The sequence below is a fragment of the Deinococcus roseus genome, assembly GCF_014646895.1.
GTDB classification, from domain to species: Bacteria; Deinococcota; Deinococci; order Deinococcales; family Deinococcaceae; genus Deinococcus_C; species Deinococcus_C roseus.
In genome coordinates this window covers 142,165-164,444 of record NZ_BMOD01000003.1, presented here as the reverse complement: position 1 = coordinate 164,444, position 22,280 = coordinate 142,165, and the positions used below count along the sequence as shown (strand labels likewise).

Annotated in this window: 20 protein-coding genes; 12 read left to right on the top strand and 8 right to left on the bottom strand. The window is 56.2% G+C overall.

Going from position 1 to position 22,280, the window contains the following annotated elements:
• Positions 1-38 precede the first annotated feature (38 nt).
• The 5 genes from IEY52_RS06200 (at position 39) to IEY52_RS27030 (ending at position 4,853) form a co-directional block, all read left to right on the top strand.
• Positions 39-950, top strand: coding sequence for a diacylglycerol/lipid kinase family protein (locus tag IEY52_RS06200; RefSeq protein ID WP_189001442.1), 912 nt, complete (start codon positions 39-41; stop codon positions 948-950).
• The gene (locus tag IEY52_RS06195; RefSeq protein WP_308424992.1) at positions 943-1,725 is read left to right on the top strand and encodes a PHP-associated domain-containing protein; all 783 of its coding nucleotides are present in this window, start codon (positions 943-945) and stop codon (positions 1,723-1,725) included. Before IEY52_RS06200 ends, IEY52_RS06195 begins: the two co-directional genes overlap by 8 nt.
• Positions 1,726-1,795: 70 nt before the next feature.
• The gene (locus tag IEY52_RS06190; RefSeq protein WP_189001440.1) at positions 1,796-2,209 is read left to right on the top strand and encodes a hypothetical protein; all 414 of its coding nucleotides are present in this window, start codon (positions 1,796-1,798) and stop codon (positions 2,207-2,209) included.
• 412 nt (positions 2,210-2,621) lie between these two features.
• On the top strand, positions 2,622-3,095 hold the full coding sequence (locus tag IEY52_RS06185) for an SRPBCC family protein (RefSeq protein ID WP_189001438.1): 474 nt from the start codon (positions 2,622-2,624) through the stop codon (positions 3,093-3,095).
• A 267-nt stretch (positions 3,096-3,362) separates the two neighbouring features.
• Positions 3,363-4,853 carry a chitosanase gene (locus IEY52_RS27030; RefSeq protein ID WP_189001436.1) on the top strand — a complete coding sequence of 497 codons (1,491 nt, stop codon included), beginning with the start codon at positions 3,363-3,365 and terminating at the stop codon, positions 4,851-4,853.
• 303 nt (positions 4,854-5,156) lie between these two features.
• On the opposite strand, the gene IEY52_RS06175 is transcribed toward IEY52_RS27030, so the two are convergent.
• Positions 5,157-5,408 (bottom strand): hypothetical protein, encoded by a 252-nt coding sequence (locus tag IEY52_RS06175; RefSeq protein ID WP_189001434.1) that lies wholly within the window; start codon positions 5,406-5,408, stop codon positions 5,157-5,159.
• A 236-nt stretch (positions 5,409-5,644) separates the two neighbouring features.
• On the opposite strand from IEY52_RS06175, the gene IEY52_RS06170 reads away from it, so the two are divergent.
• Positions 5,645-6,118 carry a GNAT family N-acetyltransferase gene (locus IEY52_RS06170; protein WP_189001432.1) on the top strand — a complete coding sequence of 158 codons (474 nt, stop codon included), beginning with the start codon at positions 5,645-5,647 and terminating at the stop codon, positions 6,116-6,118.
• Between the two features lie 45 nt (positions 6,119-6,163).
• Here IEY52_RS06170 and IEY52_RS26605 read toward each other — a convergent pair whose 3' ends face one another.
• Both IEY52_RS26605 and IEY52_RS06160 read right to left on the bottom strand, forming a co-directional pair.
• Positions 6,164-7,753: a PRC and DUF2382 domain-containing protein gene (locus IEY52_RS26605; protein ID WP_229684655.1), complete on the bottom strand. Its 1,590-nt coding sequence runs from the start codon at positions 7,751-7,753 to the stop codon at positions 6,164-6,166.
• 466 nt (positions 7,754-8,219) lie between these two features.
• A complete protein-coding gene (locus IEY52_RS06160; protein WP_189001430.1) occupies positions 8,220-9,386 on the bottom strand; it encodes a YihY/virulence factor BrkB family protein in 1,167 nt (388 codons plus the stop codon).
• A 337-nt stretch (positions 9,387-9,723) separates the two neighbouring features.
• Between IEY52_RS06160 and IEY52_RS06155 the strand changes: the two genes are divergently transcribed.
• From IEY52_RS06155 to IEY52_RS06145, 3 genes are all read left to right on the top strand, one after another.
• The gene (locus tag IEY52_RS06155; RefSeq protein ID WP_189001429.1) at positions 9,724-9,948 is read left to right on the top strand and encodes a hypothetical protein; all 225 of its coding nucleotides are present in this window, start codon (positions 9,724-9,726) and stop codon (positions 9,946-9,948) included.
• 169 nt (positions 9,949-10,117) lie between these two features.
• Entirely contained in the window at positions 10,118-12,976 is a 2,859-nt protein-coding gene (locus IEY52_RS06150) for a PAS domain S-box protein (protein WP_189001427.1), read from the top strand.
• A gap of 284 nt (positions 12,977-13,260) precedes the next feature.
• On the top strand, positions 13,261-13,875 hold the full coding sequence (locus IEY52_RS06145) for a DUF2382 domain-containing protein (RefSeq protein WP_189001424.1): 615 nt from the start codon (positions 13,261-13,263) through the stop codon (positions 13,873-13,875).
• A 12-nt stretch (positions 13,876-13,887) separates the two neighbouring features.
• Here IEY52_RS06145 and IEY52_RS06140 read toward each other — a convergent pair whose 3' ends face one another.
• From IEY52_RS06140 to IEY52_RS06120, 5 genes are all read right to left on the bottom strand, one after another.
• Entirely contained in the window at positions 13,888-14,478 is a 591-nt protein-coding gene (locus IEY52_RS06140; protein WP_189001422.1) for a hypothetical protein, read from the bottom strand.
• Between the two features lie 10 nt (positions 14,479-14,488).
• Positions 14,489-16,120, bottom strand: coding sequence for a GGDEF domain-containing protein (locus IEY52_RS06135; protein WP_189001420.1), 1,632 nt, complete (start codon positions 16,118-16,120; stop codon positions 14,489-14,491).
• Positions 16,121-16,230: 110 nt separating this feature from the next.
• A complete protein-coding gene (locus IEY52_RS06130; RefSeq protein WP_189001417.1) occupies positions 16,231-16,446 on the bottom strand; it encodes a hypothetical protein in 216 nt (71 codons plus the stop codon).
• 472 nt (positions 16,447-16,918) lie between these two features.
• Positions 16,919-17,395, bottom strand: coding sequence for a GNAT family N-acetyltransferase (locus tag IEY52_RS06125; RefSeq protein ID WP_189001415.1), 477 nt, complete (start codon positions 17,393-17,395; stop codon positions 16,919-16,921).
• Between the two features lie 163 nt (positions 17,396-17,558).
• Positions 17,559-18,725, bottom strand: a complete 1,167-nt coding sequence (locus IEY52_RS06120) for a S1C family serine protease (protein WP_189001413.1) — start codon at positions 18,723-18,725, stop codon at positions 17,559-17,561.
• Between the two features lie 277 nt (positions 18,726-19,002).
• Between IEY52_RS06120 and IEY52_RS06115 the strand changes: the two genes are divergently transcribed.
• The 3 genes from IEY52_RS06115 (at position 19,003) to IEY52_RS06105 (ending at position 21,871) form a co-directional block, all read left to right on the top strand.
• Positions 19,003-19,668, top strand: coding sequence for a response regulator transcription factor (locus IEY52_RS06115; RefSeq protein WP_189001411.1), 666 nt, complete (start codon positions 19,003-19,005; stop codon positions 19,666-19,668).
• Positions 19,665-21,023: a sensor histidine kinase gene (locus IEY52_RS06110; protein WP_189001409.1), complete on the top strand. Its 1,359-nt coding sequence runs from the start codon at positions 19,665-19,667 to the stop codon at positions 21,021-21,023. The genes IEY52_RS06115 and IEY52_RS06110 overlap by 4 nt, the downstream gene beginning before the upstream one ends.
• A gap of 80 nt (positions 21,024-21,103) precedes the next feature.
• On the top strand, positions 21,104-21,871 hold the full coding sequence (locus IEY52_RS06105) for a DUF2071 domain-containing protein (RefSeq protein WP_189001408.1): 768 nt from the start codon (positions 21,104-21,106) through the stop codon (positions 21,869-21,871).
• The last annotated feature ends 409 nt before the right edge of the window (positions 21,872-22,280 follow it).

Below are 22,280 nucleotides of genomic sequence, written 5' to 3'. Positions count from 1 at the left end.
ATCACACTCCACAAATCAATTCAGACAAGGATTCAGACATGGAAGCGACCCTGATTTACAACCAGAATGCCGGTGGCAGCAACAGAATCACCCCTGAAGCCCTGATCGATGCCCTGTCTGGCATTGGATACCAGCCCGTCTATCAGGCCACCAGTTGCGAAGATGACCTTGAAAAAGCCCTGCAAGATGCCCGTGGAGCGGTTTTTGTGGCGGGCGGAGATGGCACCGTGAGGGCCACAGCTTTGCACCTGCTGGGCAAAGACCTGTATCTGGGTTTGTTGCCGATGGGGACCGCCAACAACATTGGACGCACCCTGGGCATCATTGGAGAGCCCCTGGAGGTGATTTCCCGTTATGCTGGCGGGACCACAGTGCCCTTCGATGTGGGCCGGGTGCGTGCCCCCTGGGGCGAGGATTTTTTTCTGGAGGCCTGCGGATGTGGCCTTTATGCCGATGTGCTGGCCGCTTACAACCCCCAGAACGGCAAGAGTCCGGTGCGGGCACTGCAGGCCATGAGCACCACCCTGAGTGGCTACCAGCCTGTGCCCACCGTGCTCTGCGTGGACCACGCTGACTTTTCTGGCAGTTACCTGATGACCGAGGTGCTGAACACCCAGGCCACCGGACCCCGTTTGCGCCTTGCCCCTCTGGCCCATACGGGAGATGGCTTTCTGGATGTGGTCACCATCAATCAGGAGCAACAGGAAAGCATGTTCACCTACCTGGGTGGACTGCTGGGAGGGAATTTCACCGATCTGGCCAGTGTTTCCCACCACAAGGGTGAATTCATCGAACTGCACTGGAGCGGGCAGCCTTTCCACATTGATGGGGAAATCCGGCCCCATGGGGCCACAGGCATGGTCCCCAACGCCGAGGGGCAAATTGTGATTGAGGTGATGAAAGGTGCCCTGAACCTGCTGGTGCCCGCACAGGAGAACCACCATGTCTAAGATCACTTCTGAACCCACCCCACCAAACATCCCCTTCACAAATTCCAGCCGTCCTCGTCCCACCATCGATCCGGTCTATCGGGAAGGGGTGCCGGTGATGCGCATTGACCTGCACTGCCATTCGGAGGCTTCCCACGATTGCAAAACGCCCCTGAAATTGATGCCCGGAGCCTGCCTGACCGGCAACATCCGGGTGCTGGCCGTCACGGACCACGATCAGGTGTGGGGCGGTCTGGAATTGCAGAAGATTGTGAAGGAAGAAGGTCTGGATCAGGATTTCTGGGTGATTCCCGGAGAGGAGGTCACCACCAGCGAAGGGGAACTCAACGCCCTTTTTTTAAAAGAGCGCATTCCTCCAGGCCTCACGCCAGAAGAAACCGTAAAGGAAATCAAGGCCCAGGGTGGTCTGGTGATGCTGCAGCATGGCTTCGATCCATTGAAACGCTACCGTTTGCGTCCTGAAGCCACCATGCGCATTGCAGATTCCATTGACATTGTGGAAACCTTCAATTCCCGGCTGTCCAGAAGGCGTTACAATGCCGCTGCGGTGGTGTGGGCCAACGAACGCAATCTGCCCCAGTGTGCAGGCTCTGATGCCCACACCATTCAGGACATCGGGGAAGCCTGGGTGGAAACCCCCCTGCGTCCGGTGCACACCCCGGAGGATTTGATTTCTGCCTTGAGGGCCGGAACCGTGGGAGGGGCCTGGACCCATCCTGTGGAAGCTTTCTTGAAGAAGCAATGGCGGCAAATCAAGCAAAAATACGGGTGGTGAAGGGAGATGCAGGACATCAGGGGAATCCCTGATGCTTCTTCACTTCAGCTTGGTCCTTTAAAATCCAGCCATGCACCATTTCAACACCCCACTTTATGGGGATGGAGAGGGCTTTGTGGTTCCTCTGCCCACCCGACACATTTTCAGTGTTTCTCCGCTGGCAGCACAACAGCTGTGCTCGATTTCAGATTTGTATTATGCTTATGGCCCCCAGGAGATGCCTTTTGGCACCTCCAATCTGGACCAGGCTGCCCGCTTTTTTGAAGTCGATCTGTCTGCTTATGCCCACCTGGGGGCTTACCGTTATCCTTTTGCCCTGGAATCTGCCATTCTGCGCAAAGCCGCTGTGGGTGAGGTGCACACCCTGTATGTGCTGCAAAAGCAGGGTGGGTTTGAGTCGGGCTGGATGTGCCTGATTCCCAACGCGCGGGCCAGTGGCCTGAACCGCATTTTGCAGCAGCACCGCCTGATCGTGGAGGAATAAGCAGGGGTGATTTTTACGCGATGAATTCACTGGAAACGTTTTACGCAATCGATTCCATGACCATTTGACGTTTTTGCCCACCTGCTCCAGCAAAACCCCAGGCCTTCTTGTTGAATTACATCGTTCTGGAAATCCTTTTTCTGGCATTTGTCTTTTCAGAGAACAATTGAAAGCAACAACCACAAAGCACATTTCCTGCTCAAAAACAGTTCTGTAAAGCATTTGTATCGTCTGAAAGCGCTTTTCGCTGTAATAATTCAGAGAGGGTTTGCCTGCTATTCTGCCTGCATCCACTGATCCTGGCAAACTGTTCGTTTCAGTCAGCTTTCCCCTGCGTGCCCTGGTCAAATTCTTCTGACCTCTTCTTGCACACAGCCAACCCAGGACCAGCAATGGCCAGTGAAGGAGCACCATGAACATCAGCACCTACAGCGCCACCACCACCGCATCTGCACAGGCCGTCTGGCAACTCTGGACCAATCCCAAACACTGGCCTACGTGGGATCCCACCCTGCAGAGTGCAGAACTTTCTGGACCCTTCCGTCAGCACGTCAAAGGCACCCTGACCTACAAAGATGGCAAAGCCGTGGCTTTTGAAGTGGTGGCCTGCCACATGCTGGAAAACTTTGTTCTGGCCGTCCCTTATCTGCAAGGCACCCAGCTCTTGATCAAACGTTCCCTGCATGTGCAGGGTGAGGGCGTGGAAATCGAGCAGGAGGTCACCCTGCAAGGTCCTGCCCTGGCCAAACTGATGCTGAGGTCCAAAAAAGACCAGCTGCTGCAAGAATCCGGGCAACAGATCACCCGTTTCTTTGAGATGCTTGAAGGCATCAACAACAAGGAAAAAGGCAGTCATGAAGGAGCCAGATCCAGACAGGCCTTCTGAAGCAGACTTTGAACAGCAACGTACCAGCCCAGTACCGGCTGGTGCTTTTTTGGGTCTGGATTGTTGAGACCCTGCTGCGGGATTCCCCTGACTTGAATTTATTAATAAACAAAGTTAATATATACCCAGCCTTCCCTTCAAACCCACACCAGCAGAGCTGAATCCAGACCTGCCTCAAAAGTTTGCACCCGGATCCCAGAAATTCATGCTCTGGCTGTTCCAGGGGAAAGCCATTCACAACATTGCACCACACCATCAAGGAGAGCCATGACCCAGACCCGCAAACTGTCCATCCTGCTGCTGACGGCTGCCACCCTGAGTGCCTGCACCCAGCCACCCACCCAGGCGGTTGCCCGGCAGGCCACCTGGGATGCGTTTGGCCAGATTGAAGCCGAAAGCCACGACAGCCAGACTGGCACCCAGAAAGAAACCACCACCGACACCGGTGGAGGTCAGAATGTGGGTTACATCGATCCCGGAGACACCCTCACCTTCAACACCGTGAATTTCAGTGCCCCAGCCGTGAAAATGCAATTCCGGGTGGCCAGTGCTTCCAGTGGCGGCACCATTGAAGTACACGAAAACTCCAGCACCGGAACGCTGCTGGGCAAGGTGACGGTCGCTGGAACCGGAGGGTGGCAAAACTGGACCACCGTCAGTTCTGCAGTCAACATCTCCCCTGCCACCCGCAAACTGGTGCTGCTGTTCAAAGGCACCGCCACGGGGGGCCTCCTGAACGTCAACTGGTTCAAATTCCTGAAGCAGGACACAGTCGCTCCCAGCATTCCCACAAGTCTGAAAAGCAGCAACCTGACCAGCAGCAGTGTGGACCTCAGCTGGACGGCCTCCAGCGACAATGTGGGCGTGACCGGATATGACCTCTTCAGGAACGGCACCTCTCTGGGAAGCAGCACAGGCACCAGTTTCAAAGCAACGGGTCTGGCCGCAAACAGCAGTTACAGCTTCACGGTGCGGGCAAAAGATGCAGCAGGCAACACCTCCGGGCAGTCCACAGCCCTGAGCGTCAAAACCCTGGCCACCCAGACCGGCGTGGACCTCACCGACCCACGCAAAAAAGACATCGCCATGCAAATTGTGTCCAGTGCAGAAAACTCCTCCCTGAACTGGAAAGCCCAGTATGCCTACATCGAGGACATCAACGATGGGCGGGGCTACACTGCAGGCATCATCGGGTTCTGCTCGGGCACCGGAGACATGCTGGAAGTGGTGCAGAACTACACCAGCAAAGCCCCCAGCAATGTGCTGGCCAAATACCTCCCGGCCCTCAGGCAGGTCAATGGCACCGATTCCCATGCCGGACTGGACCCCAACTTCACCCGTGACTGGAAAACCGCTGCCCAGGATCCGCTGTTCCAGCAGGCCCAGGATGGCATTCGTGACCAGATCTACTTCAATCCTGCCGTACAGCAGGCCAAAGCAGACGGTCTGCGGGCCCTGGGGCAATTCATCTACTACGATGCCATCGTGATGCACGGACCCGGAGAAGATTCGGTGAGCTTCGGGGGCATTCGCAAAACCGCCATGGGCAAGGCCAGAACCCCCGCACAGGGCGGCAGTGAAGTCACTTACCTGCATGCCTTCCTGGATGCCCGGGTCGCCGCCATGAAAACCGAAGCTGCCCACGAGGACACCTCACGGGTGGACACCGCCCAGCGGGTGTTTCTGAACAATGGCAACCTGGACCTCAACACCCCCCTGACCTGGCAGGTGTACGGAGACACCTACACCATCCAGTGATCTTCAACAGGTCCTGAAAAACGCTTGAATTCCAGCAAAGTGTTCAGTTTATGTAACAAGACATCCTGTTTCATCTTGCTGACAGCAAGCGCAGGGTCTAAAATCAGGACAGGCATCAAGCCTGTAGACCCACAAGATTGGGTCCTGTAGGAGACTGACCAATATCAGTCTCCTCTTTTTGTTTTGCTCCTTACTGCGTTGATCAGTGAAATGGAAGGATTCGGTTGAATCCTTCCATTTCAAAAAATACCGTTCAGAGATCAAACCTCTTATTCTTCTGTCAAAGGCTCTAAAACCCTGACCTCAACGTGCAGGTTCCACCTTGAAATGTTGCTGCAACACCTTCAGAAAAGCACTGGCCTGCTGGAGATCGCCTTCAAAGGAAACCTCAAAAGTCATCACCTTGCTGACCCCAAACCAGGAACTGCGGGTCTGGTCCTGCACACTGACCTGATGACCAGTCAGCACCTCAATCCAGGACCCCAGCGCCTCCGGGGTCCACTTGCTGTTTCCTGCCCGTGAAATCAGTGTGAACCGATGAACGCCCAGCATCATGCCCTCAAGTCTGCCAGAATTGCATGATGTTCAGGTGAAGTCGTCTGGTTTCTGAAACACCCAGGGATTTTACGGATCACAACCAGGGCAAATCCTCTTCTTTTTTCTCAGGGCAAACCACCAGGACACCTGCTGTTCTCTGAACAACACCAACTGAAGCCCAGCCATGCCAAAAATCCAGCACTGTCTAAGCAGACTGGGCATCTCCGGATCATTTCATCTTGCACACTGAAGCCATGAACCTGTGGCCTGAACCTGCCCAGCCCTTGGATGCTCCCGAATTGCTGGCCCTGCAACGCCTGTGTTTTCAATCGGAGTCGGATCTGCTGGGCGGCCTGCCCATCCCACCCCTCATGCAGAGCCTGGAAAGCCTGCAAACAGACCTGCAACAGCAAACTGTGCTGGTGCTGCGTTCAGGAGACCAGCTCATTGGTTCTGTGCGGGCACATCAGCAAAATCACACCTGCCATGTGGGCAGACTGATGGTGCATCCTTCGCATCAAGGTAAAGGTCTGGGCCAGCTTCTGATGCAGCACATTGAGGAAAAATTTGCAGGTGTTCAGCGTTATGAACTGTTCACCGCAAAGGTCAGTGTGGGCAACATCCGGCTGTACCAGAAACTGGGCTACCAGATTTTCCTGGAACGGGAAACGCCGCAAGCAGTCTGTCTGGTGTATCTGGAAAAGCACAACAAAAAGCACAACCCATAACAACACGGGTTGTGCTCTGGACTTCCTATTTTTGATGCTCAGGCTTTATTTGCGGCCCAGTTGATCGTCCCGCAGGGTGGTTTGACGGGCTTTTTCTTCCTCTTCGGTCAGGCGGGTGCCTTCCGGGAGTCCTGCAGAAGCAGTGCGGTCTGCGCGCACATCCACATCCCCGGTCTTGTTGACCTCCAGCACCTCTTTGCCCACGGTTTCGGTGAAGGTCTGGCGTTCGGTCTCGGTGCGTTTGCCCACCTCGACTTCTTCGGTCACGTAAGCGCGTTTCTCGACATCGGCACGCTCGGCTTCCAGGTCCACCCGGATGGTCTGGCGGTCTGCGCCCAGTTGCACATCCCCTTCCACAGGACGTTCTCCGGTCACTTTGTGGCGTTCAATCACCACTTCTTCGCGTTCCAGCTCCACATTGACGTTCTCGGTGCGGGTTTCCACGCGTTTGCCCACTTCCACACTGCCTGCCACATAACGCTCTTTGTCCACAAACAGGCGTTCTTCCAGCAGTTGCAGGCGGGTGGGGCTGTTGTAAAGGCCCTCTCTGTTGTAAAGACCTTCGCGGGTTTCCCCTCTGAAAGCGGTGTTTTCGGTGGCAGCATGGGCATGGTTGCCAGGGTGCAGCCAGGTGCTTTCATCTGCAAGCTGGGAATCGTAGGTGAATTCCTGACCGGGGGTGTAAGCCCTCAGGTTGCTGACCTGTTCGCGGTTGAGGGTGTCAAAGTACACCCCATCGTCCTCAATGCGTGCGAGTCCGACCGGAATGGCCACAATTTTGTTGCTGGCCCAGTTGCCCACGTCCACCAGCAGGTAACGGATGCGGCCATTTTCCTGGGCGAGGGCCTGATGGACGGTCCCCACCTTTTCATTGCCCAGGCCGTAAACGGTCTGGCCCACAGGATTGTAGACCCCGGCGATGTCGTGGCGGTGCGTGTTCACCAGCTCATCCAGCGGGAACAGGCGAGGGCGGCCTTTCTGCTGATCGGTGGTGCCAGCAGTCCAGCTGTCCGGGGCATGCCCGGCTGAACGGTCCACGGTGTTTTCGGTACGCATGGGGGTGTCGGTGCGACCAGAGAGGCTGGAAGCCAGGCTGCCCTGACCAGAAACGCCCTGCAATCCCTCCCCTTTCACATCGCCTCCGTGGTTGCGCAGGATGCTGCTGACTTCCTCGCGGTTCTGGTTTTCGGGCACATTCACAGCCAACAGCACGCCACCATCGTTGAGGGAGCGTTCGTAGTATTCGGCTTCGGTGCGATCATAACCAGCGTCTGCAAGGGAGCCCGCGAGGGTTCCAGTGACGCCACCCACCACAGCTCCGGCGACGGCTCCACCTGCGGCTGCGCCCAGTGAGGAGGCCAAAAAGCCTGCGGTAATGAAGGGTCCCACGCCGGGAATCAACGCTGCAGCCAGACCAAACAGTGCGCCTGCACTGGCCCCCACGGCCAGACCGCGGGCTGCCCCTTTGCCATCTTCATGGTTGGGGTGGTCGACAAGACCATCGGTGACGGTGCCATCGGCCTGACGCGCAATGAAAGAAAGATCAGTGTCTGCAATGCCTCTGGATTTCAATTCATTGACGGCATCCTGGGCTTGCTGTTGGCTGGGAAATACGGCAGAGATACGATAACTCATGATGTTCCTCCTTGATCCCGCTTGACAGGGGATCTGTTTCAGTGATGTGACCACTACAAAATAGGGCATTTCCCTGCCTGCGACTGAGCGAAATGTTCCTTTATTGGTTTCTCAAATTTATCTGACGTTTCAAATGAGGCATTCAAATCACCATGCTTCATTTCCGCCGGTGCTTATTAAAATCAGCGGCTTTTCATCAATGACACACGCTCTCAGTTTAATTTCAGCTGTTCACCTCAGTGAAAACAAGTCAAAATGGGGTTTCAGACAGGGTTTTTCAGAAACCATCTGAGCATCCCAGCTCAGAAGTGCTGCTTGCCTCTCATGGAAGGGACCCAGCCCGGCCATAAGCACAACAAAACCAAAAAAGAAGGAGGCACATCATGGCCTCCTTCTGATCAGAGCAGTTTCCATTCAACCTGTTTCAAGCACCTGCACCCAGGCCCAGACCCTCAAGCCGAGACCCTCAGGCAGAATGCCTGCGCAACTGCTTTTTCACCACCCTTGTAAGTCCCAGGGCAGCCGCCACCGGGAAGGTCAAAATGGTGAGCAGCACTCCGCCAATCAGTCCAGCCACACCGCTCATCAGTTGCATGATCAGGGCAGTGGCGGGACGCTCAGGAATCACCACAGGTTTCTCAGGGGTCTGCTGGGCTTTTTCTGCGGTCTGTTCAGCGCTCAGTCCAGGCTGCTGGGCTTTGTTTCTGGCAGCTTCTCTGGCGGCCAGGGTCCCGTAACGGTGGCTGTAGGCCCAGGTGACCTCTGCTCCAAAGAAGAACATCTGTCCGCTCAGGTACACCCACAAAATGAACACCACCAGGGTTCCGGCTGCACCAAAACTTCCGGCAGGAGAAAAGTGGGCCAGGTACAGACCAATCAGGTATTGCCCAATGACAAACAGCACGGCTGTGGTGAGCGCTCCGAATTGCACATCCTTCCAGTCCAGTTTGACCGCAGGCAGGAAACGGTACAGCAACATGAAAAGCCCGGTGAAAATGCCGATGCTGAGCAGAAAACTGAAGAATTTCAGCAGCAGGTTCAGGCCCACCGCGCCCCCGAACAGGTTTTCGGCCTGCACCGACAGGTAAACGTTGAGGCCCAGAAAAGCCACGATCACCACGCCCAGCACAATGGTGAGCAGCGCAGCCATCAGACGGGACACCACCATGCGTACAATTCCGGTTTTCTCGGGCTGGATTTCCCAGATTCTGTTGATCATTTCTTTGAGCTGCACAAACAAACTGGAAGAGGTCCAGACCAGCAGCAGGGAACCAAACAACGTGGCTCCTGTTCCAGATTTCTGGGTGCTGTTTAAAAAATCGTTGAGGCCATCCAGCGAAGCTGAACCAAACTGCGAGACCACCTGACGCTGGATGCTGGATTCGATGTCGGTGCGGTTCAGGAAGAGGCCTGCAATGCCCACCGCCAGCAGCAACAGCGGACCAATGGTGAAAATGGTGCGGTACGCCAGGGCAGCGGCCATGGTGGGGACATCGTCTGCCTTGAAGGCCTGAAACGCATCTTTAAACACCGGAAGGATTTTCTGCAACCCCGATTTGTGGTGGGCCGCAGGATCTGCCTTGGGATTGGGTTTTTCTTCAGGATGTGCTGTGGGAACCGTCTGCTCGCTCATGGCCTGATTGTAAGAAGCACCCGCAGATGCGGAGGTAAGGATTCACACGGGTTTCAGGGTCCTGAGAATTGTTGAAAGAAATGCTCAATGTGGAAATGCGAACACTCCGGGCCGTGTTGGGCAGCGTCACACGGCCCGGACTGAACATCCTGAAACCTGTCTCAAGGCACTACAAAAAACCCTGCAAAAGACTGTTTCATTTGCAGCAGAATCCCCCTGCAAATCGACAGATGATGGCATACAACCCTGCACCTGGAAACTGTTTTCTGCAAAACAATTTTCTGCACAACAATGCCCAGAAACCGCCCAGAAACCTTGCAGGTTATGGAGGTACAGCATGCCCATCGAACCGAGAGACATGGAGAACACCACCGGAGGCACCCGTGACGGCAGCACCCCTGCCGGAGACCTGAGCATGCCAGACCACACCCCCGGTCTGGGGGACACAATTGGTGGTGCACCTGCTCCCCTTCCTGACACCCCGGATGTGCAAGGGGAACTGGAAGAAGAATCCCGCACAGGAAGACAGATTGAAGACACGTTCCAGCCTGGATCAGAGTAACTGGACCAGAGCAAACAGAACTCCATTCAGCGCAAACAATCAGTGCAAACAAATGGACGTTGCAACCAGAGGAGAAAATGAGGAACTGAAGCCAACTGTAACCGCTGGCTGAATGCGTCCTGAAGGAGAGCTTTCCTCTGGTTGCTGGAGTGAATACACTGGGGGTGTGATGGATCAGGCCAGGCTGGACAAAGATGTATGGACACTGCCCGCCCTGCGGGAGCTCAGCCAGGCAGTTCAGCAGGCCACTTCTGTTCAGGCGGCACTTTTTGAGTTGCATCAGGCGCTGGCCCAGCTGGAAGATCCTTTCTGGATGGTGCTTTTTTCAGAACAGCAGCAGATGCTGGCCAGCACGGGGAACCCTCCCTTTGCAGACCTCCCTTCTTTTGCCGAATGGTCTGACATGCCCGGCACCGAAACCTGTTTGCTGAAACCCCTGCAGCGCGAAAACGGGCTCTGGATGTCACGGCTGGAAAACGCAGTTCTGCTGGCAGGTGGCCCAGAGCGTCAAAGCTCAAGAGGAGCAGATTTGCTGGAAGTGTTGCTGCCTGCCCTTTCCAGGGCCGTGCGGTCCCTGTTCAAATCCTCCCGTTCCGGTCCACAGAATGACTCCACCCTGCGTTACACCTCTGCACTGCTGAAAATCTCCGAGGTGTTGCTGGAAGACCACCTTGAAGAAGAACTGCAGGAGGTGATCCTGCGCGAGAGCCAGCAGGTGATGGGGGCCATCACCTCTACCATTTTCATTCGCAAGGAACAGCAATATGGACTGGATGGACTGGAGGTGCTCTCCTGGCAGGATGCCAATCCAGCGGTGGCCAGCCAGATGCATTTCATCCCCCTGACTGCACACAACCCTGTGGCCGAGGTGGCCCGCACTGGTCAGCCCATGCTGGTCTCCAGCAAAAACGAACTGGTGGAGCGTTACCCTGGCCTGCTGCCTTTGAAAGAAGACATTCGCGGGTCTGTGGTGGTGCTGCTGCCCATCAGCATGGGAGAGCAGGTGATGGGGGTGCTGTACTTTGGTTTCGGGGAAAACCACCTGTTGACCGGGGAAGACCACAACCTGATGCGCAACATTGCCCGGCAGGTGGCCCAGACCCTGGAGCGCCAAAGGCTCCACCAGCAGCAAAACCATTTGATCCAGCAGCATCAGGAAACCGTGGCCCTGCTGCAGGCCATCATGTACAACGCACCCATCGGGCTGGCTTTTCTGGACAACCAGGCCACCTTCAAGATGGTCAACCAGACCATGGCCCAGATGCTCAACAGCACCGTTGAGGATTTCATCGGGTCCACGCCCCTCAACCGCTTCCCGGTGTTTGGGCAATTGATTGAACACCAGCTGCAGAGCGTGATCGCAACAGGCACGTCTGTGCTGAATCTGGAATACAGCATGCCAGAAGGCATGGGCAGGCCTGTGCAGGACTGGCTGGTGAATTACTTTCCGGTGCGCACCCCTGAAGGGCACGTGCTGGGGATCGGGGCCACCATTCAGGACATCACCCGACAGAAAACCTCTGAGCGCATCTTGCAAGAAAGCCAGCTGTTTCGGGACAAAATCATGCAGACCGCTCCGGTGGTGATCTACCTGATTGACCTGCACAAGCAGCACATCGTGTACTCCAACCAGCACATGGCCGAAGTGCTGGGTTACATCCCCGAGGAAATCGAAAGCATGTCCGTGCAGGACGTGCTGAATCTGGTGCACCAGGAAGACCTATCGGCCACCCAGCGGGTGCTGGAACGCATGGAACACCTTTCTGAAGGGGAGGTGCTGAGCCTGGAGGCCCGTTTCCGGCACAAGGACGGAAGCTGGCGCTGGTTTTTTGTGAAGTACACCGTGTTCTCCCGTTCTGACAACGCCCTGCTGGTGCTGGGTCTGGCCCTGGACATCACCGAACGCAGGCAGATCGAGCAGGCCCTCAACGAAAGCGAACAGCGCTTCCGGGCGGTGGTCAACAGCGTGCCCATCCTGATCTGGATGAGCGACCAGAGCAAGAACCGCACCTTCTTCAACAAAACCTGGCTGGAATTCACCGGACACACCTCTGGACAGAGCGCAGGTTATGGCTGGACCGAGCGGGTGCACCCGGAGGACATCGAGCATTACCTCACGGTGTACCACCAGAGCTTCCAGGAGCGTACAGAATTCCAGATTGAGTACCGCCTGAGGCGCTTTGATGGGCAATACCGCTGGATTCTGGCCCGTGGCGTGCCCCGGTTTTCTGCCCGAGGAAGCTTTCTGGGCTTCATCGGGGGATGCATCGAAATGCATGACCGCAAAATGGCCGAAGAAGCCCTGCAGGATCAGGAAATCCAGTTGCGTGAATTGATGAACGTGCAAAAACGCTTTGTGGCGGATGCTGCCCACGAACTCAGAACCCCCCTGACTGCCATTCAGGGCAACCTGGACATCCTGATCCGTCACCCACACATTCCCGAACGGGAAAAACGGGAAATCATCATGGATGTGCAGCGAGAAGGCACCAGGCTGGGACGGCTGGTCAACGACATGTTGCAACTCGCCCGCGGAGATTCCGGTCTGTCCATGCAGGAAGACGAAGTGGGTCTGCACGAAGTGCTGCGGTCTGCTTTTCGGGATGCAGAACGGCTTTCTCCTGACCACCGCCTGAGTCTGGGCAAGGTGGAGGAGGTCAACCTGTACGGAGACCGGGATCGCCTGAAACAGCTGCTGCTGATCCTGCTGGAAAATGCCATCAAGTACACCCCAAAAGGCGGGCACATCCGGGGATCGCTGGTCTGCAAAGAGCGACGGGCAGAATTGCGCATCTCAGACAGTGGCATTGGCATTTCCGAGGAAGACCTGCCCCGGGTGTTTGAGCGTTTCTACCGTGCAGACCGTTCCAGACAGCGCAGCGAAGACCCCGGCGGGACCGGTCTGGGCCTCCCCATCGCCAAATGGATTGTGGACCAGCACGGCGGTCAGATCTGGATTGAAAGCGAACTGGGGGTGGGCACCGAGGTGGTGGTCCAACTCATGGTGGACACTGTGCAAAATCCCTGACCAGGGTCAGAGCAGGGTTCAGGGCAGAACCATTCAGGCATTTCGCTGATGTTTTTCCAGCTCTCACAAATTGAGATTTCGTACAAAAGGCCCTGCTGGGGGCATTTATGCTTGGCTTAAATGCCCTGATCGAATGCATTGTCAAATGCATTCTGAAACCAGAACTTGCCTGCTCAGAAAGCCAGTCCGATTCAGCAAGCTGGTTCATCTGCGCTTTTGCAGGCTGCTTTTTCGCAAATCGACAGAGAACAAAATCCCCAGAACGGAATTCATAAAGGAGCTTTATGTCAGACCACAAACCATCAGATTTGCAACCAGCAGACCTGTCCCAGACCAGCCTCTCTGCAACCGACGAAACCCTGATCGTGACCCCTTCCCTGCGGCAAACCGCTTCCCAGCAAGAAGGCATGGCGCAGACCGGCAGCTTTCACAGCACCCTGGAACACACCCAGCAGACCCGAACCGCAGACCTCCAGCAAGACCCCGACAAAATTCTGGTGGGCACCCTGGAGTTGCGGGAAGAGGTGCCAGAAGTGCAGATCCTGCGGGAAAAGCTGGGGGCCATTTCGGTGCGCCGGGAACGTCGGGTGCGCGAGGAAACCATAACGGTGGATCTGGTGACCGAAGTGCTGGTCATTGAAACCACTGCTGGAACGCCCTCGGTGACGCTGCTGGGGGTGGAACTCCCGGTGGGCGAAGCCCTGGAACTGGAAATCTACCGGGAAGATGCCGAGATCAGCAAAAAAGTGGTGCGCTCCGAACACATCAAGGTCTTCAAAGATCGGGTGACGGAAACCATCAGCATCCCCACCGTGCTGGCCCGCGAAGAACTGGTGGTGGATGAACACCCTGCTGCAGAAACCACCCTGCCAGACCAGACCCACCGGGACAACAGCTGAAAATCCAGCCTCTTATCGGGCAGCAGGAAAAGCTGTGACATGCTCCCAGTCCATGGGTTGCCCATGGTTCATGCGGACCCGATAAAGGTCCATGACCATCCCAGATGCAGATCTGGGTGCAGGAACTTCGGGCAGCATGGAAAGGTCTGAGCTGTACTGGGTCATCTGCTTCAAGAGGGGAACCCCTGGTTGCCAGGGGTTGTTGGTGCGGTAACTGAACGGTTCTCCTGGCGTGAATTCACAGAACAGGGACACCAGAGACATGATGGTGGACCACACCTTGGTTTTCAGGTGCAGCAAATCCATGTTCTGCTCTCCAGTGGACATCAGGCTGCCGTCCCAGTGCAGGGTGCCATCTGCAAGCCAGCGTTGCTCTCCCAGGTGAAGGGGAACAGGTGGGAAATCCTGCAAACTGACCTGCAACCTCTGGATCAGGGTGCCGCAGGGCACACAGGGGCGAAAGAAGGATTTGATGGTGATCTGTGGCGGCATCAGCAGCACATCGGGTTGGTGCTGCATCCAGTGTTCCCGGAAAGCCATCACCTGCCGCTGGGTGTCTTCATCCAGCCGGAGCAAAATCGCATAAGTGATGTCCTGTTCCACAGTTTTCCTTTCAGCCCACAATGCGGTTGCGGCCTGCGTTTTTGGCCTGATAGAGGCATTCATCGGCCTGCATCAGGATCTGGTCGATGCTCTCCAGGTCTGTGCGGGCACAAATGCCAAAACTCATGGTGATGCTGCGGTTTTCCAGCAACCGTTGCCAGGGATAAGCATGCAACCTGTGCTGGATGCGTTCACAGGCCAGTCTGGCCCCCAATGCATCCGCACCAGACAGCAAAAGCACAAATTCCTCGCCTCCATAGCGGGCCACCAGATCGCTGGCCCTGCGTTCCTGCCTCAGGATTTCCGAGACGATTTTGAGCACCAGATCACCGGTTTTGTGGGAGTGGGTGTCGTTGATGCTCTTGAAGTGGTCGATGTCCATCAGCACCACACTGAAATCCTCTCCGGTGCGCCTGATCCGTGCGTGTTCCCGCTCAAAATGCGCAAAGAACAGGCGGCGGTTGGGAAGCCCGGTCAGGGGATCTGTGTTGGCCAGCCGCTCGAATTCCTCGGATTGCTTTTCCAGACGTTCATAAAGCATCTGGCGTTCTTCGCTGAGGTCGTAGAGTTTCTGATAGGCCCCCTCAAGTTCCAGCCGCATGGACTTCTGGAAATCAAAATTCTGCTGGTTCTGGCGCACCTCGGTGTGCAGCAGCAGGGGTTCATGGTCATGCTGGGGATCCGCGGAGAATTCCAGTTCCAGACGGGCATATTCCAGCAGGTGCCGGGCAGCTTCTTTGCGGGGCATCCCTTTCAATCCAGTCAGCATGTAATGGGCCTGCCGGGTGAACCGGGGCAGGCCCAGCTGTCTGGAAAGTTCGATCACCTGCTCCAGGGTGGTCCGTGCCTCCTGGGGGCGGGGAATGCTTTGCAAGGCCCAGGCCATGTTGATGAGCTGTTGAATCTGGCCCGTCTGGTCTCCCATCTCCGTGAACAGCCGATGGTTTTCCTGGTAGGCCAGCAGGGCTTCCCGGAATCGCTCAATCCAGGTGTAGACCCCGCCCACCCCGTTCAGCAAATCCACCCTCTGCTGGATGGGGGCCTCTGCAGGCAGCACCTGCAAACCCAGCTGAAACAGCTTCAGCCCTTCAGGGTACCGTTTAAGGGCACACATCACATTTCCCAGGTCCTTGTAGAGCAGGGCTTCCTGAGAGCCATCCAGCTGGACATGCAAAGGAAGATCTTGCAGAAAAGCTTCCAGTGAGGTGTCCAGAATCTGGGTGGCAGACACATCCAGCAACAGGGCATGGTCCAGCACCTGCTCTGCTTGCAAACGGGTCAGCAGGTGCCACTGGGTGGTGCGGGCTTCCTCGAAGCGCTTCAGGCCCTGCAGCACTTCGATGCTCTGGCGCAGGAGGTGCTGTTGCTGTTCCCACAACCCTGCAGCTTTCGCTTGCTGGGTGGCCTGCTGCAAGACCACCAGGGCCTCCTCACTTCGGAGGTGCTGGTGCAGCAGAGAAGCCTGCAAGAGGCGCAGTTCAAGCTGTTGGGACAGCCCTGCCTGCGGGTTCAGGGTTTGCAGATGTGTGGTCAGCACCTCCAGAGCGGCCTGCAGGTTGCTCACCTTCAGCAACATGGACAGCCGATGGTGGAAGTCAGAGAAATCGTCTGGAAGGGGAAACGCCTGCGCATCGCCAGTCATGGGGGGTTGGTTTCAGTGTACCAGCAAGAAACAGCCAGAACAGGTCAGGCAGAAAAACACCTGACCTGTTGGTCCTGGGAGGTTCAACCTGAGAAATGCAGCCTGAACCTTCAGGTGATGGAGCGCCGGAGTTCAGGGGCCGGAGCGTCCGGGAACAGCCTGGAGGCATTGAGTTTGAGCAGGAGTTGCATCGGCAACCAGAACTCCTGTCTGCGGTCTTCGGTGACCACCTGAACATACCCTCCATCGGTGCGTTGCACCGTGCCCTGAATGTAGTCAGGGCACATGACCAGGGTTCCTGCCGGGATGAACAAATCACTCAACATGGTTTCTCCTTCAGCCAGAGCGGGCTCTGGGGACCAGTGGGGTGGGGGCCTTCCGCAAACCCGGTGGGTTGTGGAGGGGAAGAAAGAATCAGGTGACGGAAGGCATCCTGGCGAAGCGGGATTGTGGTGGGGTTGCTGACCTGTTGCCCGGCTTCCTGTGATGTTGTGGTTTCTCCATTGTACTGGAAACGGACCACAAAGCTGAAAGCAGGACCACAAAACACGCTGCCAGAAGTCTTCTCTGCCCCTGTGGATGGCGCTGGTTTCTGGAAACCTTCCCGGTTTTCAGAAACCACAGAAGCTGCTGGGAGGATGGATCTGCGAAGCCCTGGGTTTCTGGCTGTTCTGATCAGCATGTTTTTTGAGGCTCCGCTCTTACAGCATGCAACCTGGGGTCTTAAAAGACTCTTACATTGGGAGCAAAAAAGCCTTTTTCCGAAAGCGCTTCAAGTGAAGGGGTTCAGGCCTTCTTTCACTTTTGCACTGCTGGCCCCAGCATGCGGTAATCGATGGTGCGAAACCCATTGCGTTCATAGACCCGCACAGCTGCAGCGTTGGCCGCTGTCACGTACACCACCCGACCCGCGACTTCTTTTTCTGCAAACCACTCCAGCAGGCTGGCAATCAGCGGATCTGGCACCCCCAGTCCCCGGCTCTCTGCATCCACATAAAGCCAGGACAGTTGCCCAAGGGGCACCCCCAGATAGGGATCCTGCCGGATGGCTCCCTGAATGATGCCCAGCGGCTTCTCTCCATACACCCGCACAAACTGCTGGGGGTCTTCAGAGGCCTTCAACAGATCCTGCCATTGCTGCGTGGCCACCTCTGCAGGGTTGCTCTGGGCGGCTGTCTGGTAGGCTTCTTCCCAGTACGCGATGTGTTGCCTGATGTACACTTCCAGCCAGTTCTGAACGACACTCTGGTCTTGTGCAGTGAGGGGTCTGAGCATGAGGCATCATAACGCCAAAACCAGCAACCCACTTGAATACAGGCTGCTGGTTTTCAGATCACAGGGTTTACTGCGTTTATCCGTGAAACAGAAGGATTCTTCCGAATCCTCCTGTTTCAAACAACACGAACCCACGAAACAACCTCTTATTCTGTCAACTGCTTTAGACGCTGTTTTTGTTGCTGAGAATCACTTTGAAGGTGAGGGTTTGCTCTCCCCTTTTGACTTTCAGCGTGACCTGGTCTCCAGCTTTCTTGCTGCGCAACACGGCAATCAAATCGTCTGAGTTGCGCACGGTTTTGCCTTCTGCAGCCACAATCACATCAGCACTGCTGATCTGCTGGCGCACCCGGCCTGAATCATCGCGGAATTCGCTGACTTCAGGGTCTTTGAAGCCTGCTTTCTGGGCCCCCAGACCGGGCCGGACTTCCGTCACCAGGGCACCTTCGGTGTTCAGGTAATCCTGGGCATCGGCAATGCTCACACCGATGATGGGAACAGAGCGCTTGAAGCCTGCCTGCAGGTCTTTCACAATCTGGCTGCTGGTGGTGACAGACACGAAGTAACTGCTGAAGTGTCCACCTCCACTGCTGATGGCGGTGCTGACGCCCACCACTTCACCCTGATTGTTGAGCACCGGACCGCCCGAATCTCCGGGGGCCAGGGGCATGCTGGAGGCCACCATGCTGGAGGGGAAAGAAGCGCTCAGGCTGGCCCCAAGCCGGGTCACCTTGCCTGCCCGTCCGCCTTCAAAAGCGCCTCTGGAGTTGCCAATGGCGACCACACCATCCCCCACTTTGGGTGCAGAGGAGGCCAGTTTCAGGGGAGTGAAGTTGCTGCCTTTGACTTTCAGGATGGCCAGGTCACGGATTTCGTCGTAGCCCACCAATGTGGCAGGGTGGTCCTTGCCGTCCGAGGTGGTCACACTGAGGGGTTCATTGGTGTCTCCGAGGGCCACATGGGCTGCAGTCAGAACATAACCGTCAGAGGTGAGGAAAAAACCACTGCCCAGACCAGAACGCCCGATGTTGACGCGCACCGCACCGGGAATGGATTTCTGGTACACCTCTTCCAGGGTGTTGCTGGCCACATTGCTTTGCTGGTCTTCCCAGGGGCTCAGGGCCGTGTCATCAGAAGGTTGAGGATCCCTGAAAGGAGACTCAAAATCCCGGGGCTGAACGCGTTGGCTTTCCATCCAGGGCTGGGTGTTCTGGGGCTGGGTGTTCTGGGAAATCTGAGGCTGCACCTGCAGGGGGTTGTGGGAGGACAGGTGAGGAATGGCCGCCAGGGCCAGGGTGACAGGAATCAATAAAAGGGGGAGCCTGCGCACAAAACTTCTCCTTTCGAGAACACAACAAAAGCACCGGGAAAGAGGGCTGGATGGACAAGGTGGATGCAAAGAGACCAGCCGCTCTGAAAAAAGCAAGTGAAAGTGTTTCCCAGCCACCAGAAGAAGCTTCTTCTGGTGCTTGACCAAGTATGCCCGCAGGCAGTTAAACGGCAGTTATCGTCTTCATAACTTCTCCATAACCCCTGTGCAGTAAAATGCGTGCATCAGATGGGTTTTCTCATGGCCATCACAGAGAAAACCCAGAAAGAGTGAACCCTTGCGCCTGCTTCTGGTTGAAGATGAATTCAGCATTGCCCGCCCCCTGATCCGTGCCCTGGAAGCCCAGGGCCATCTGGTCAAGCATGGCCCGGACCTTAAAACCGCTCGCCAGTTGTTGCTGGAATTCGAGCCGGATTTGATGCTGCTGGATGTGCGCCTGCCCGAAAGCCCGGATGGGGGGTTCATCCTGGCCCGCGAAGCCCGCAAAGCCGGATACACAGGTCCCATCCTGTTCATGACTGCGCGGGATGCACTGGAAGACCGGGTGATGGGCCTGGATGAAGGCGGAGACGATTATGTGGTCAAACCCTTCGAGTTGCCAGAGTTGCTGGCGCGCGTGCGGGCGTTGCTGCGGCGCGTGCATGAGGTGCGCACCAGCGTGATCCAGCAAGGGGGGCTGGAAATGGACCTGGGCAAACGCAGCGTGCGCTGGCAGGGCACCCTGGTGGAACTGTCCAGCCGGGAATACGCTTTGCTGGAACGCTTCATGATGTCTCCTTCCCGGGTGTACCGTTCTGAAGAACTGGTGGATCTGGTGTGGGGAGATGAAGCCTCCGATCCGGGCGTGGTGAAAGTGTACGTGCATCATTTGCGCAGCAAACTGGCCCCCCAGGTGGTCAAAACCGTTTCTGGAGGGTACCGTCTGGGGCTGGAGGAAGCGTGACCCTGCGGCAGCGTCTGGCGGCGTTCATTGCCGTCACCACCCTGGTGGCCCTGATCGTGCAGGGCACGCTGGGTTACCTGAGTTTTCAGCATCAGGTGAATTCCAGCCTGGACCGGGAACTCAGCAGCTATGTGGAACGCCTGATCGGTGTGATGCGCAAACGGCCCCTCAGCAGCAACCCGCACGATTACGCGGGCCTCAATGCGGGGTTTGAGGGTTACGTGACCCGGGTGCGTCTGGTGCACGAGGGAGAGGTGATCTGGCAGAATGGAGACTTCCCACAGGACATCCCACTGCCTGCTCTGGATCCACAGGTGTATCAGGCCTGGCAAACCCTGGGCTTTCCCAGAGGCACGGCCATGGTGTCTCTGGGAAGCAACAAGAACCAGGGAAACTGGCGCACCGGAAGCTGGGTGATCATTCCTCCAGCGGGAAGCAGCCCGGATTTTTTTGTGCAGGGCACCATCCGAGAACTGCATTCCAGTCTGGTGAATTACCAGCAGACCATGCTGCTGACCACCTTGATTGTGACGTTTGTGGGGGCCATCCTTGCCCTTTTGCTCAGCCGTCCGGCCCTGAAACCCCTGCAGCACCTGCTGGACACCACCAAAGAAGTGGCCCATTCGGGCAACCTTTCTCTGAGGGTGCCGCAGGATGGCGGCGGAGAACTGGGGGAACTCAGCGAAACCTTCAACCACATGCTGGACAGGCTCTCTGACTTTCGCAAACGGGAAACCGAATTCACCCGCAATGCCTCCCACGAACTGCGCACCCCCCTGACCGCCATGAAACTGCATCTGGGCAACTGGAAAGCCGGTTATGCCACCCCTGAGGAAACCCTGGAAACCGTGGCAGAAGAAGTGGACCGCATGACGCGCCTCAGTGAATCTTTGCTGACCCTGGCCCGTGAGGGACGCACCCACAAGACCCACTTCGATTTTGCAGAACTGGTGCGCGAAAATGCAGAAAGCAAAGGGGTGCCTTACTCAGGTCCTGAGCACCTGACCCTTTGTGGTGATCCGCTGCTGTTGCGCCAGGCCCTTCTGAACCTGTTCAACAATGCCCACAACCATGCACCAGAGGCACAGGTGCAGGTGTCCCTGTGCACAAAGCAGCAAGAGGAACAGGATTATGCCATTCTGCAAGTCTCAGACACTGGCCCAGGCATGTCCGAAGAAACCCGTGCAAAGGCCACCGAGACGTTCTTTCGGGCACCCGGGACCCGTGCTCCGGGCAGCGGTCTGGGCCTCAGCGTGGTGGCCCAGGTGGCCCAGGTCCATGAAGGCCAGGTGGAGCTCAAAGAAAACCATCCGAGTGGGCTGATCGTGGAATTGTGGGTGAAAATCAGCACCTGAATGTTCTGCTGCAAATCCAGCGGGGACAATTGTCTTTTGTCTTTTTTTGAACATGTTCAATACTGAGGCTGGAGGTCACCATGCAAGTGCCCACGATTTCAGTGCCCACGATTTCACTGCCCCCTTTTCAAATGCCCGCCATTCAGGGAACCCTTCGCAGGCGCATTCTTGCCAATTATCTGGTGGAACCCCAGGTCATGCAGCGGTACCTTCCCCCTCCCTTTCAATTGAAACTTCACCAGGGCTTTGCTGTTGCAGGTCTCTGCCTGATCCGTCTGGAACATGTTCGTCCCAGGGGCATCCCAGAATTCATCGGACTGAGCAGTGAAAATGCTGCCCACAGGGTTGCGGTCACCTTTCAGGAAAATGGAGTGCAGAAAGAAGGGGTGTTCATCTGGCGCAGGGACACCAACTCCCAGGTGCATGAATGGCTGGGCGGGCACCTGTTCCCTGGAGATTACCAGCACGCCACCTTCGAGGTGCAGGACCAGGACCCCAGCATTGCTTTAAACATCCTTTCTCAGGACCAGCAGGTCAAAATCTTTCTGAAAGGACAGGTGCAAACCCATCTGCCAGAGACCTCGGTGTTTGCAGACCTGCAAACCTCTTCGGCTTTTTTTGAAGCAGGATCGGTGGGCTATTCCCCGGACCGCCAGGGGCAGAAACTGGACGCCATGGAACTGAAAACCAGAGGCTGGGAGGTGCATCCTCTGGGGATTGAACACATCAGGTCCAGTTTCTTTGACAACCAGGATCTTTTTCCAGCAGGGAGCATCCGGTTTGACCACGCCCTGATCATGCGCGACCTTGAGCACGAATGGCATGGGGCCGGAGAACTGCGGGTTTAAACCTGCACCAGCAACATCAATCCTGCTCTTGCTGAACCCTGAAATTTTATGGGCGTCAAAAGTGATCTGGATTCAAGGTGATGGTACAGATGCATGAAGGTTGTATGCTCTTGAGAAAGAAGCTTCTGGGCCTTCAGATTGAAGCTTTCTTCTCATGGTCTGATTGCTTCAATCGCTGAGGATGCTGCTCAAAACCCTTGATCTCATAAGATGTACCAGAGGGAGCATGAAACAGAAAGACAAATGGTTCATAAAAATAATGTGGCATATTCCATTATTGATTGGAATCTCTTATTTCATCAGCTGTAAATCTTTTCAACCATCCTTTATCTACTATGATCCTCTGGTGATTTTATGGGCTTTGATCTTTTCTTCGCCAACGCTGTACTATTGGTTCAGAAACCAGTAG

Bases quoted from the DNA above. Each gene is read 5' to 3' on its own strand.
- IEY52_RS06155 (WP_189001429.1), top strand. From the start codon at position 9,724: ATGCCCATCGAACCGAGAGACATGGAGAACACCACCGGAGGCACCCGT.
- IEY52_RS06195 (WP_308424992.1), top strand. From the start codon at position 943: ATGTCTAAGATCACTTCTGAACCCACCCCACCAAACATCCCCTTCACA.
- IEY52_RS06200 (WP_189001442.1), top strand. From the start codon at position 39: ATGGAAGCGACCCTGATTTACAACCAGAATGCCGGTGGCAGCAACAGA.
- IEY52_RS06185 (WP_189001438.1), top strand. From the start codon at position 2,622: ATGAACATCAGCACCTACAGCGCCACCACCACCGCATCTGCACAGGCC.
- IEY52_RS06170 (WP_189001432.1), top strand. From the start codon at position 5,645: ATGAACCTGTGGCCTGAACCTGCCCAGCCCTTGGATGCTCCCGAATTG.
- IEY52_RS06125 (WP_189001415.1), bottom strand. From the start codon at position 17,395: ATGCTCAGACCCCTCACTGCACAAGACCAGAGTGTCGTTCAGAACTGG.
- IEY52_RS06190 (WP_189001440.1), top strand. From the start codon at position 1,796: ATGCACCATTTCAACACCCCACTTTATGGGGATGGAGAGGGCTTTGTG.
- IEY52_RS06145 (WP_189001424.1), top strand. From the start codon at position 13,261: ATGTCAGACCACAAACCATCAGATTTGCAACCAGCAGACCTGTCCCAG.
- IEY52_RS06175 (WP_189001434.1), bottom strand. From the start codon at position 5,408: ATGATGCTGGGCGTTCATCGGTTCACACTGATTTCACGGGCAGGAAAC.
- IEY52_RS06130 (WP_189001417.1), bottom strand. From the start codon at position 16,446: ATGTTGAGTGATTTGTTCATCCCGGCAGGAACCCTGGTCATGTGCCCT.
- IEY52_RS26605 (WP_229684655.1), bottom strand. From the start codon at position 7,753: ATGAGTTATCGTATCTCTGCCGTATTTCCCAGCCAACAGCAAGCCCAG.
- IEY52_RS06135 (WP_189001420.1), bottom strand. From the start codon at position 16,120: ATGACTGGCGATGCGCAGGCGTTTCCCCTTCCAGACGATTTCTCTGAC.
- IEY52_RS06105 (WP_189001408.1), top strand. From the start codon at position 21,104: ATGCAAGTGCCCACGATTTCAGTGCCCACGATTTCACTGCCCCCTTTT.
- IEY52_RS06150 (WP_189001427.1), top strand. From the start codon at position 10,118: ATGGATCAGGCCAGGCTGGACAAAGATGTATGGACACTGCCCGCCCTG.
- IEY52_RS27030 (WP_189001436.1), top strand. From the start codon at position 3,363: ATGACCCAGACCCGCAAACTGTCCATCCTGCTGCTGACGGCTGCCACC.
- IEY52_RS06160 (WP_189001430.1), bottom strand. From the start codon at position 9,386: ATGAGCGAGCAGACGGTTCCCACAGCACATCCTGAAGAAAAACCCAAT.